The following is a 12,849-nucleotide window of genomic DNA, read 5'->3' on the forward strand; positions in this document are numbered from 1 at the left end:
ATTACAGCGCTCTTAGAATGCGGTTCAGCAAAGGCCCCAGCACCTTAAACGAGGCCGGTGAGACGATATCTACGTGCGCGCAATCCAGTTCATGAACCTGCAAGGCATCCACATATTCCGCCCAGGTTTGCTGCACATCCATCCCTTCCTGCAACGTCTGACGCGCGACAAACAGCGTCGCCTGCCCGCTGAAATTCGCCGTATGGGTCGCGGAAAGCAGACGCACCGAATCGGCATAGTTGGCTTCGATATTATCGAACATCGCCACCCGGGTTTCACCCAATGCCGGATCCAGCGTATCTTCCGATACCGCCAGGAACTGCTGGCGTTCGCGCTGCACTTCTTTCAGCACGTTGTCATCCAGCATCACGTCCCAGTTTTGCGTTTCCGGCGGATAGGTATCCAGCAGGCCGAGGAAGGCCACTTCTTCGCCCCGCGCCTGCAACCTGGCGGCGATCCCCTGCGCCAACGTGCCGCCCAGCGAATAACCGATAAAGTGGTAAGGACCCTGTGGCTGAACCTGCAATACCGTCGCCAGATGCGCCTCGCAAACCTGATCCATATTCTCACTTAGCGCCAGCGGGCCATCCGGACGTGGCGACTGAATACCCACCAGTGACCAATGTTGGTCGATATAGCGCGGCAACACGCTGAACTGCCAGGAGAATCCGGAAGCCGGATGCAGGCAGAACAGCGTCGGGCCATCGGTGGTGCGCAGCGGCAATACGCTGTCGAAGCCGGCTTGGTCGGCTTCTTCCTGCGTGCGCTCTTGCATTAGCAGTTGCGCCAACTGTTCCACCCGGGAAGCGACCATCACCTGCCCTACCGAAACCGCCTTGCCCAACTCGCGCCGCAGCTCCGCCGCCAGCCGCATGGCCAGCAGTGAGTGGCCGCCGAGGGCGAAGAAATCATCGTCGGCAAATACGGTTTCACGTTGCAGCAAGCGCGCAAATACCGCAGCGATCGCCGTCTCCAGCCCGGGTTCAGGTTCACGACCCGCAGCCCTGACGCCGTTTTGCGGCTGCGGCAACGCTTTGCGATCCAGCTTGCCGTTAGCGCTTAGCGGTAAAGAGTCCATCTCAACCAACGCCACCGGCACCATGTGTGGCGGCAGGCGATCGGCCAAGGCGGCACGCAGGCCGTCGAGATCCAGGCGCACGCCAGGCTGGGCCACCAGGTAGCCCACCAGTTGGCGGGCATCCCCACCGCCGGTGTCTGCCGGCGTATTGTCCAGCACCAGCGCATGGGTCACCGCCTGCTTAATGCCCGGCAGCGACAGCAATGCATGGTCGATTTCGCTCAGCTCAATGCGCTGACCACGAATTTTTAGCTGATCGTCGCTGCGGCCGAGGTATTCCACTTCGCCACCCGGCAGCCAGCGTGCAACGTCGCCGGTACGATACATCCGTCCGCCGTTACCTTCGGGATCGGCCACAAAGCGGCTGGCGGTCAGCTCCGGTCGGCCAAGGTAGCCCTGCGCCAGCTGCACGCCGGTAAGATACAAATCGCCGGCCACGCCCGGCGGCACCGGCCGCAGACGCGTATCCAGGATGCGCAGCCCGGTATTCCACACCGGCAGGCCGATCGGCACATTGGCGCCCGTGATTGCCGCCAGCGACTCGCCCCAGGCCGGATGCCAGCTGACATCCACCGCCGCTTCGGTCGGACCGTACAGGTTATGCAAGGGTACGCCAGTGCGGCTTTGCCACAGGCGACACAGCTCAGCCGGCAGCGCTTCGCCGCTGCAAAATACCTGCCGCAACGGCGTACAGCAGGCCACCGCCGGCGGGTTGTCCAGCGCGCCGACAAAGGCCGCCAACATCGAAGGTACGAAGTGCAACGTGGTAACCCGATGCTGGTCAATCAACTCCAACAGCTGTTGCGGATCGCGGTGCGCTTCCGGCGGTGCCATCACCAACTGGGCCCCCACCATCAACGGCCAGAAAAACTCCCACACCGAGACGTCAAAGCTGCATGGCGTTTTCTGCAGCACCACATCGTTCGCCGCCAGTGGATACTGATGCTGCATCCACAGTAAACGGTTGACGATCGCCTGATGCCCCACCAGCACGCCTTTCGGCCGCCCGGTAGAACCGGAAGTAAAGATGATGTAAGCCGGATGATGCGGCGTTGGCCCGTTGAGCTCCACCTCTGCCGCGCAGTCGGCGGCCAGAGGCGCATCAAACAGCAGGATCGCTCCCTTGCCGGCAAAACGCGCCTGCTGGGTAGGTTCGGTGATGAGCAGCCGCGGTGCGGCATCTTCCAGCATCATGCCGAGGCGTTCGTCAGGGTAGCCGGTGTCCAGCGGCAAGTAGGCGGCCCCCGCCTCGACAATCGCCATCAGCGCCAGCGACAGGAACACCGAGCGCGGCAGCGCAACGGCAACGATATCGCCGGGCTGTACCCCCTGTGCCGTCAGTTGGCGCGCCAGCGCGGTGACCTGTTCACGGGTTTCTCGATAACTGAACCGGTATTGCGCATCCCGCAACGCCGGGGCGTCCGGGGTTTTCTGCGCCTGTTCGGCCAGCAGGCCGCTGAGGGTTTGCGCCGCCACCGGATGAGCGGTGTCGTTAACCCTGGCCAGCAGTTGGCGGTCCTGTTCGGTCAGCAAATCGGCTTCGCCAATCGGCATCTGCGGCCGGGCGGCAAACTGACGCAACAACAGCGGCAGGCGCTGTAAATGCGCCGCCAGCTCATCGCGCTGATAACGTTCGGCGTTGGCCAGCAGATCCACCTTCAGCGTACCGGTCTCGTCGAGATACAGCGCGATCTCCAGATCCCGTACCGGCCCCGAGGCCAACTCGTGAGTAATGCCTTCGATACCGCCGAAATCCAGCTGGAAGTCGAACATTTTAAAGTTAAAAACGGTGCCGTACAGCGGCTGGGCATCGCCAATCCGTCCCAAATCACGCTGGATTTGCTCCGCCTCGTAACGCTGATGACGGCGGACGGTTTTCAACTCACGGCCGATACCGCCGGCTACCTCGCACAGCGTGGCCTGGGGATCGAGGTGCATTTCGATCGGCAATACGTTGATCACCGGCCCGTTGGCACATAACGCAGCAGAACCGGTGCGGCGCATAAAGATGAAACCGGCGCTGAAGCTGCCGTGGCCACTCAGGCGAGACACCCACAACGCCACCAGCGCCAGCGCCATATCCGCCACGCTGAACTGCTGCGGGCTGGCGTTCACCAGTTGGGTAAAATCTTGACGATCGCACAGCTGCGATAACCGGTGGATGCGGGTGGTTGGCGTCTGCCCGGCCAGCGGCTGCGGGCAAAGCGTGGCCGGCGCAGGCAACTGCTGCGCCTTGTTCAGCCAAAAAGCGGCATCGCGCTGGCAGGTTGCCGACTGCTGGTAGCGCTGATATTCCGCTACCACCTCGCTGAAGGAGGTAAACGGCGTCGGGTCGGGCTGTTCATCGTTCAGCATGCGGCTGTAAATGTGGGCGATTCTGCGGGCAATGGCGGTAAAACTGAAGCCATCGACCAGAATATGGTGATAACGCTGATACCAGAACCAACGCCGTTCCGACAGACGGATCAACATATGCCGGTAAAGTGTCTTGCCGCTGCCGATGCGCAAATCACCGGACATATCCAGCTGCATCACCGCCTGCGCCGCCGCCAGGGCATCGGGAGAGTCGCGCAGATCGAGATATTCCGTCGGCAGGATCGCCAGTTCGGCGTCATGCCACTGTACCGGCACCCCGTCCCGCTCTTCAAAACGGAACTGAAGGGTATCGACTTCGGACAACCCCTGCGCAATCGCCTGCAATAGCCGCCCTTCGTTCAGTGGGCCGCTGAGTTCGATATAGTGGGAAACCGCGTAGGCATTGGCGTACGGCGATATTTGATCGGCCACCCAGATGCCAGGTTGCGCGGCGACCAGCGGCAATTCAGTGGCAGGCCGCTCTTCGGTCGGTAATAAAATAGGGTCTGACAAGGGACTGACTCCTGTTAACGGTAATGGCGCCATCACGCCTTACGCAGCGATGCGGGCCGCATATCCTGCCAATGCTGTTCCAGCCAACTCACGCACAGCGAGCGTACCGCCGGGCCGAAAACCGGCGTCCACCCCGCCGGTACTGCGCTGAAATCAGGCCACAGGCTGTATTGCTGCTCATCGTTTTGCAGAATCAGGCAGATTTGGTGTTCATCATCGAACGGGTTCAGAGTTTCCATCACGGACTCCTTGGACTTTGAAAGTTAGCTTGGCGAATGGCGCCGCGGGCTGATCCGCCCACAACGCCTGCAGCCCGTCAATCAACCCGCCGCGCCAGCACAAAGAATCGTGCCCGCCTTCCACCACCCGGTATTGCACCCGATGGCCGGCATCACGCAGCACATCCGCCATCCGGTCATTCACCCTGCGCGCCACCTGTTCGTGGGTGCCGGCCTCCATGAACACCTTCAATCCACCCTTGCGGCCAACGCCCTGTTCGGCCTGCCGCAGCAGCCAACCGGCATCGGCCGGCACGGCAGGTTGCTGGTACATGTCGCGACGCGGCCACCAGAAAGAGCCGGACTGAGCAATCACGCCGCCAAAGCGCTGCGGCCAGTGGAGACCGGCATACAGCGAAGACAGGCCGCCGAAGCTCTGGCCACACACCAGCGTGCTTGCAGGGTTGTCGCTGTGGGGTGCCCATTCAGCCAATTGCGGCAACAGTTCTTCCTGCACCGCCAACCAGAAATCCTCATTGCAGGCTAACTCATGCGCACGCCGTTTTTGATCGATGACATCGATCAACAGATACACCGCCTCCGGCAGTTTGCCTTCACGGGTCAGTTGCATCAGCGGATCCCAGACCGGCATGTTGCTCGACCAGAACTGGCCATCCAGCAGCAGGGCCAACGGCCGTTGCGCCGGGTTGCTGTCGCCGGTGGTGTAAACCCAGACGTTACGGGTATTGCCCAACCGCGCGCTGTGCCAGCTGTGGCGTTGCAGCCTGGCGGGCGGAGCCGGGGTACAACGCCCGCAGGCCGACGCATAGCGATCGAAATCCTGCCAGGCCGGTTGCGGCAGAGCCGCCGGCATATGCAGGCCGGACAAGACGTTACCGTTGGCGCCGGACCAGGAGCGATGAGGATTAAGCAGATCATGGGTGGCGCTGGCGAACACCTGATGCCACCAGTGGCGGACCGAATGCATATTGGCGTGCGCATCGTTATCACTGAGCGTCAACGGCCGATCGTCCATACAGGGCATAAAGCAATAACTGCCACGCCAGTCGGCGTTCAGCTCGGTTTGCCAATACCAGACGTCGGTCCCTTCCAGCCGTTGCAAGCTCTGCGGTGGCGAGGGCTGATGATGATCGGTGAGGCAGTTGATGTGGATCCAGACGCGTCGATAGGCTGAAGTGAGCTCACATCCCTGAGGATCACGCCATAAAAATGTGACCTTCCCTCGCCCATCTCCTTGCAGCTCCACCAGAGGCGTACCGCGTTTGGCGATATTCAGCCACCATCCATGACGCCCGGCGTGCTTGCTCGATAATAATCTGCTGCTTTCTGACTCGGATTTTGTTTTCAAAACGCCTATTCACTTTTAGCTGGCAGCTTCAAGAACGCCGGCACATTCGCGGCGCGAGGCGCTGCCTAAAAACGGTAAACCGAATACTATTGATAATTATTTGCGTTTGCAATAGTGTGTTAAGGCTCGTAAACAGAGCAGGCATTCTTTAACAGGGACGGATACCGCTTTTTAGCGCCGAATCCAATGCCGTTGCGTCTCGGCCTGTTGGATTTTTATTTCCGCAAACACAAAAACTACAACCGCCCTTCTCTCTGCCGGAGGCCTGTCTTCGGTACCCCGGGAAAGGCAGCAAGGTAGGAACACTCAAATGAACCGCAAACTTTCACGTTATTCTTTAGCCACACTCATCGGGTTAGGGTTAGGCGCGTCCGCCTTTGCGCACGCCGCACAGCAAACTGATACCACCGCAGAAACCGATACCGCCGCCAAAAGCAAAAAAGAAGCCGCCGAGGACACCATTGTCGTCACCGCTGCCAGACAGAACCTGCAGGCTCCGGGGGTATCCACCATCACCGCCGACGAAATCAAAAAACGCCCTCCGGCGCGCGATATCAGCGAACTGATCCGTACCATGCCCGGCGTTAACCTGACCGGCAACTCCACCAGCGGCCAGCGCGGCAACAACCGCCAGATCGATATTCGCGGCATGGGCCCGGAAAACACCCTGATTCTGATCGACGGTATTCCTGCCAGCAGCCGCAACTCGGTGCGCCAGGGGTGGCGCGGCGAACGTGACACCCGCGGCGATACCGCCTGGGTGCCACCGGAGATGATCGAACGAATCGAGGTGTTGCGCGGCCCGGCCGCTGCACGCTATGGCAACGGCGCCGCCGGCGGCGTGGTCAATATCATCACCAAAAAGAGCACCAAAGATCTGCACGGCTCGCTGAACACTTATTTCAACGTGCCGCAGCATAAGCAGGAAGGCTCCACCAAGCGCACCGACTTCAGCCTGTCCGGCCCGCTGAGCGACCAGTTGAGCTTCCGTCTGTTCGGCGGCTACAGCAAAACGCAGGCCGACGCCTGGGATATTAACGAATCGCACAAATCCGAACGCGTAGGCGCTTATGCCAGCAGCATTCCCTCCGGGCGTGAAGGGGTGGTCGACAAAAACATCGACGCCCTGCTGCACTGGGACTTCGCTCACTTGCAGTCGCTGGAGTTTGAATATTCCTATGGCCGCCAGGGCAACCTGTACGCAGGCGATACGCAAAACACCAACACCAACGCGCTGGTACAAAGCAACTACGGCAAAGAGACCAACCGCATCTACCGCGAAACCTTCGGCCTCAACCATCGCGGCGCCTGGGACAACGGCGTCGGCACCAACAATTACATTCGGTTCGAGCGCACGCGTAATACGCGTCTGAACGAAGGTTTGGCCGGCGGCACCGAAGGTATTTTCGACACCAAAAATGAAGGCTTCGGCACCACCAAATTGGACGATTTTCTGGCGCACAGCGAAGTCAGCGTGCCGTTTGAATTGGGCGTCACGCAAACCGCCACTCTGGGCACCGAGTGGAACCAGCAGCGCATGAAGGATGGCACGTCAACCAGCCAAACGCTGATGGGCGGTACCATCCCAGGCACAGAGACCGGTACCCGTAGCCCTTACGCTTCGGCGAATATCTTCTCGCTGTTCGCCGAAGACAATATCGAGCTGACCGACAGCACCATGCTGACTCCCGGCCTGCGTTACGATCACCATTCCGAGGCCGGCAATAACTGGAGCCCGGCGCTAAACCTGTCGCAAGAGTTGGGTGACAACTTCACGCTGAAAATGGGCATCGCCCGCGCCTACAAAGCGCCGACGCTGTTCCAGACCAACCAAAACTATTTGCTGTACAGCAAGGGGCAAGGTTGTGCGGCCAGCGATACCAAAAATGGCTGCTATCTGCTCGGCAACGACGATCTGAAGGCGGAAAACAGCATCAACAAAGAGATCGGGCTGGAGTTCCATAATGAAGGCTGGCTGGCCGGGGTGACCTACTTCCGCAACGATTACCGCAATAAGATCGAAGCGGGCAACAGCAAAATCGCCACCAGCAGCACAGGTACGACGGTTTATCAGTGGGAAAACGTGCCGAAAGCGGTCGTACAGGGCCTGGAAGGTACACTGAACGTACCGGTCAGCGAGACCCTTTCCTGGAGCAACAACGCCACCTACATGATCGAGAACAAGAACAAGAGCACCGGCGATTATCTGTCGGTGATCCCTAAATTCACTATCAACTCGACGCTGAGCTGGCAGGCGACCCAGGAACTGTCAATGCAATCGACCCTGACCTGGTACGGCCGCCAGAAGCCGAAGAAGTACAACTATCAGGGCAAACCGGCGACCGGCAGCGAAACCCGCGAGGTCAGCCCTTACGCCATCGTCGGCGCCAGCGCCACCTATGACGTCACCAAAAACGTCAGCGTCACCGCCGGCATCGACAACCTGTTCGACAAACGCCAGTTCCGCGCCGGCAACGCGCAAAACGTTGGCGATCCCAACACCGGTGCCATCAACATCGCCGGAGCGGGTGCTGCAACCTACAACGAACCGGGCCGCACTTATTATATGAGCATCAACACGCATTTCTGATGCCTGTTGAGAAACACTGGGGGCTGCCGCCCCCGAGTTTGATGACAAAGTTGCCTTTGAGCCCGAGATACTCGGGCCTAGCGCACCGAGGGGCGCTCCGGCGGCAAGCCGCTACGACCCCTTCGGCACGCTCTCCCTAATAACGGGCTGTGTCAGCAGTCTGGCCAACGCAGCCCCCTTTTTATTATTTCTCCAGCGATACCTGTTTGAAGATGTGCTTGCCGAACGGGTCGATTTCGTACCCTTTCACTTCCTTGCGCACCGGCTCAAAAATGGTCGAGTGGGCAATCATCAACGCCGGCATCTGCTCATGCATCATCACCTGAGCCTGCTCATACAACGCCACCCGCTTGGCATGATCGTTCTCTTCACGCGCCTGCAGGATCAGCTTATCAAAAGGCGGGTAGCACCATTTGGCCGAGTTTGAACCGCCGTTGGCCGAAACACAGGTAAACAACGGGCCGAAGAAGTTATCCGGATCGCCATTGGCGGTAGTCCACCCCACCAACGCGGTCTGATGTTCGCCATTTTTGAGCCGCTGCAGATATTCGCCCCACTCGAAAGTGACAATTTTAGCCTTCACGCCAATCTTCGCCCAATCGGACTGGATCATCTCCGCCATGCGTTTGGCGTTCGGGTTATAGGGCCGCTGCACCGGCATCGCCCACAAATCAATCGCAAAACCCTGGCCCAAACCGGCGTCCTTCAGCAGTTGCCTGGCTTTCTCCGGCGCGTACGGGTAATCCTCAATCTTGTCGTTGCTGCCCCACTGGGTCGGCGGCAGCAGGTTCTTCGCCTGCTGCCCCGCGCCGTGAAACACCGCTTCGATGATTGCCGATTTATTCACCGCCATCGCCAGCGCCTGGCGTACCTTGACGTTATCCAGCGGTTTTTTCTGGGTATTAAACGCCAGGAAACCGATATTCAAACCGGATTTCTCCATCACCTGAATGTTCGGGTCCTGGCGCATCCGCGCTAAATCCGCCGGGTTGGGGAATGGCATCACCTGGCATTCATTTTTTTGCAGTTTGGCATAGCGCACCGCGGCGTCCGGGGTTATCGAGAACACCAGACGGTCAATCTTCGGTTTGCCCTCCCAATAGTGGTCGAACGCTTTGTAGAGGATCTTCGCGTCTTTCTGATACTGCACCAGTTGGAACGGCCCGGTGCCTATCGGGTCGTTATCGACCCGTTGCGGCGTGCTGGCCTTCAGCATCGCATCGGCATATTCCGCCGATAAAATGGTGGCGAAATACATGCCGAGGTCGGCCACGAACGGCGCTTCGGCGCGCGAAAGCTCAAAGCGCACCGTGCTGTCGTCCACTTTGACAATCTTGTCGATCAGCGTGCCGAATTCCATGGATTCGAAGTTGGTGTAAGCGCCGTTGGAGACTTTGTGATACGGATGATTGGCGTCTTTTTGCCGCATGAAGGAGAAGATCACGTCGTCGGCGTTGAAGTCGCGGGTTGGGGTAAAGAACTTGTTACTCTGGAATTTCACGCCCTTGCGCAGATGGAAAGTGTACTGCTTGCCGTCCTCGCTCACTTCCCAACTTTCCGCCAGGCTGGGTTGCAGCTCGACGGTGCCGGTTTTGAAATCCACCAGCCGGTTGTAGATTGTCGCAGAACTGGCGTCTACGGTGGGGCCCGAGGTGAACAGCTGCGGGTTGAACCCTTCCGGCGAGCTTTCGGAACAATAAACCAGCGTGCTGGCATGTGCGCCGCCCATCATTGCCAGAGCCAACAATCCCAGCGTCATTGTGCGTGTTTTATTTTTCATCCTGCCATCCCCAGTGGTTAGAAAACGAACCCGACGGATACCAATAAATCATGCAGTTAGGGTTGTAAAGCACAAATTTCGAGCATAAAAAACGGGGTGCGCCGCAAAGGCCGCTCCCCGTGGTTAACCGACATAATGAAATTAAATCATCTGGCTGAAGTTCATCTGTGCCATCAGTTTGTAGTTGTCGGCATAGTCGACCGGGATCGCCACCACCACCGGCCCCTGAATGTCCATCGCTTTGCGCAGCATCGGCCGCAGGTCATCTACCGACTGCACGGCAAACCCTACCGCACCGCAGGATTCCGCATAGGCTTTAAAATCGATCGGGCCAAATTCCACACCGGATTTGCGTCGGTATTTACTCACCTCCTGCATTTCCACCATGTTGTAGGCGTTATCCACCCAAATCACGTGCACGATGTTATTTTTCAGCCGCACCGCGGTTTCCAGCTCCATGCTCGACTGCATAAAGCCGCCGTCGCCGGAGATTGACACCACTTTGTCCCCCGGGCGCACCAGCGCTGCGCCAATCGCCCACGGCAACGCCACCCCCATAGTCTGCTGGCCGTTGGAGATCAGCAGTTGTCTTGCGCGGAAGCTATAGAGATAGCGCGCGATCCAGATGTGAAAACTGCCCATATCCACGCACAGCGTCACGTCGTCGCTGACGATATCCTGCAGCTCTTTCACGATACGCAGCGGATGGATCGGCATGCCGCCACGGCGTGCGGCGCGTTCCGCCAGTTCGGTACGCTGCCGCCCCAGATCGCTGAGGATCAGTTCAACCTCTGCCGGCACGCTCACCACGGCGCTGAAGGCTTCAGTCATCATATCGAGGGTCGCGCTGATATTGCCCACCAGTTCCACGTCCGGGCGGTAACAGGTATCGATATCCGCCGGCAGCACGTCGATATGCACCAGCTTCAATTTGCCCTGGCTGTTCCACATGCAGGGATCGTATTCGATCGGACCGTAGCCGACGCTGACCACCAGATCGGCTTTCTGCAACAGTTGGTCGGCCGGCTGGTTGTTGAACAACCCGACGCGGCCGGCAAACCTGGCGAAATGATTAACGTCGATCACCCCAGCCGCCTGATAGGTGCCCACCACCGGCATATGGGTGCGGTGCAGCAGATGACGCACCGCCTCGCTGTTTTCCGGGCGGCTGGCCTGCAGACCCAACAGCATCACCGGACACTTCGCCTGCTGGATCAATTTTACCGCCGTGCGAATGTCATCGGCGGCGGCGGCCCCCATGCGTGGCAGGCGGCACCCTGCCAGCACCGGCGCGCTGACCGGCTCATTCACAATGTCCATCGGCAAGCTGATGAACGACGCCCCAGGCCGGCCGAACTCGGCATGGCGGAAAGCATTGGCGATCACTTCGGAAATCGCCACGCCGGCATGCACTTCGGCGCAATATTTTGTCACCGGCCGGAACATGCTGACGGTATCCATGCTCTGGTGGGTCTGTTTGAGGTTATCGGCGCGCTTCACCGCACCGCCGATCGCCACCACCGCATCCCCTTCCGAGGTGGCGGTCGCCAGCCCGGTGATCAGGTTGGAACTGCCAGGCCCGGAGGTGACCAGCGCCACCCCCGCCTTACCGGTCAACCGCCCGACCGCCGCCGCCATAAACGCCGCATTGGCCTCGTGCCGGACCACCACCGTTTCTATCGACGGCGCGTCCTCCAGCGAATCGAATACCCGGTCGATTTTCGCCCCCGGAATGCCGAACACGTATTTGACGCCCTGCGCTTCCAGATTTTTCACCACTAAATCTGCGCCACACGCCCAGTTATTGTCTGTTTTTGCCTTGTTCATGGAACACACCTCCTGAAAATATACCCACGGCTGTCGCGGAATTAACCCTCGGCAGAACGAATTGCGCGGTCCAAATCCTCCGGACAGAGGTCGGCGCGCAGAAAATCCGCATCATGCGGCAATTGAAGATTGAGACGGGTGATCACCCCAAATTGCAGGCGACCGTGGTCGAGCTGGTAATCCAGCACGTGGCCGCCGCCGCTGCGATCGTCGGTAACGAAGTGCTCGTGATAGCCGGCTACGCCGACTCCCTGCATGTAGTCCGGCGAACGGAAGCCAACCAGGGTTCCCTGCCGCTTGAGAAAGGCAAAGGTCGGTTGCTCCTCGATTGCCTCCAGCATCGGGCGGTAGGGCCGCTCCTGACGCGGCACGGTGCGGGTTTCCACATGGCTGAATTCACCGTCGACGCGCACCGCGCAGAACAGGTTCGGCGAAGCCACCTGCTCATCAATGCACTGGTGCAGCTGCGCTTTGGTGATAGGACGATCGAAGCTTTGGGTAACGCTTGGTTGGAAAAAGGTGACAACGGCAAAGGGGGTTTTCTGATCATGCCTGGCCGGCCGTGCGCTGCCGTCGGCGCGCAGTTGGTGAATTTCATCATCAAAGGCGATCAATTCGCCATCAAGGTGGTTGAAGGTGCCCAGGCCAAAGTTGCCGTGCCGAAGCAATTCGGCAATGGTCACTTCCCCTTCGTAAACGCCGCTGATTAACGCGCTCATCAGCGAGATTTGATAGATTTCGCCCTCCCCGGCAATCACTGACTGCCTGGCGAAACCCTGCACCAAATGGTGCGCACAGGAACAACCCTGCTTTTCGTTCATTACGTACTCCTCCACCAGCGCGGTGCGAAATGCCCCCACGCGTTCAAAAATGCTCACCTGAAAGGTAAGCAAAGATGTCGCCGACGACGCGTTCAGGTGGAACGATTCAGCCAGCGGCGACAAAAAAACCGGCACGGCAGGCCGGCGACGCTCAACCTCAACAACGATTTAGATTCACTAATCATTGTTGGCTGGCACAGCGTCAAATTGAACGTTTACTCTGGTATTGAAGCAGCAATCATTGTCGCAGGCGCATGGCTGTGCCTGGGAGAATGGCGTTGTTTTAAGGTCTAAAATC

Annotated in this window: 7 protein-coding genes; 1 reads left to right on the forward strand and 6 read right to left on the reverse strand. The window is 59.2% G+C overall.

The window, feature by feature from the left end; all coding sequences use genetic code 11:
- Position 1 precedes the first annotated feature (1 nt).
- Genes SERAS12_RS18095 through fes form a run of 3 tightly spaced genes read right to left on the reverse strand, consistent with a single transcriptional unit; the run spans position 2 to position 5,533 of the window.
- Positions 2-3,946 (reverse strand): enterobactin synthase subunit F, encoded by a 3,945-nt coding sequence (locus SERAS12_RS18095; protein ID WP_013813991.1) that lies wholly within the window; start codon positions 3,944-3,946, stop codon positions 2-4.
- Positions 3,947-3,978: 32 nt separating this feature from the next.
- On the reverse strand, positions 3,979-4,185 hold the full coding sequence (locus SERAS12_RS18100) for an MbtH family protein (RefSeq protein WP_013813992.1): 207 nt from the start codon (positions 4,183-4,185) through the stop codon (positions 3,979-3,981).
- Complete coding sequence (gene fes, locus SERAS12_RS18105) at positions 4,160-5,533, reverse strand: enterochelin esterase (RefSeq protein WP_013813993.1); 1,374 nt, start codon at positions 5,531-5,533, stop codon at positions 4,160-4,162. Before fes ends, SERAS12_RS18100 begins: the two co-directional genes overlap by 26 nt.
- A 310-nt stretch (positions 5,534-5,843) precedes the next feature.
- Here fes and SERAS12_RS18110 point away from each other — a divergent pair, with 310 nt between their 5' ends.
- Positions 5,844-8,123, forward strand: a complete 2,280-nt coding sequence (locus SERAS12_RS18110; RefSeq protein ID WP_013813994.1) for a TonB-dependent siderophore receptor — start codon at positions 5,844-5,846, stop codon at positions 8,121-8,123.
- Positions 8,124-8,307: 184 nt separating this feature from the next.
- Here the strand turns inward: SERAS12_RS18110 and SERAS12_RS18115 are convergent, their stop codons facing one another.
- From SERAS12_RS18115 to budA, 3 genes are all read right to left on the reverse strand, one after another.
- Complete coding sequence (locus SERAS12_RS18115; protein ID WP_239441013.1) at positions 8,308-9,882, reverse strand: ABC transporter substrate-binding protein; 1,575 nt, start codon at positions 9,880-9,882, stop codon at positions 8,308-8,310.
- Positions 9,883-10,044: 162 nt separating this feature from the next.
- Entirely contained in the window at positions 10,045-11,730 is a 1,686-nt protein-coding gene (gene alsS / locus SERAS12_RS18120) for an acetolactate synthase AlsS (protein ID WP_004947648.1), read from the reverse strand.
- A gap of 41 nt (positions 11,731-11,771) precedes the next feature.
- Positions 11,772-12,551: an acetolactate decarboxylase gene (gene budA, locus SERAS12_RS18125; RefSeq protein WP_004947651.1), complete on the reverse strand. Its 780-nt coding sequence runs from the start codon at positions 12,549-12,551 to the stop codon at positions 11,772-11,774.
- Between the last annotated feature and the right edge of the window lie 298 nt (positions 12,552-12,849).

Source organism: Serratia sp. AS12 (assembly GCF_000214195.1).
GTDB lineage: Bacteria > Pseudomonadota > Gammaproteobacteria > Enterobacterales > Enterobacteriaceae > Serratia > Serratia plymuthica.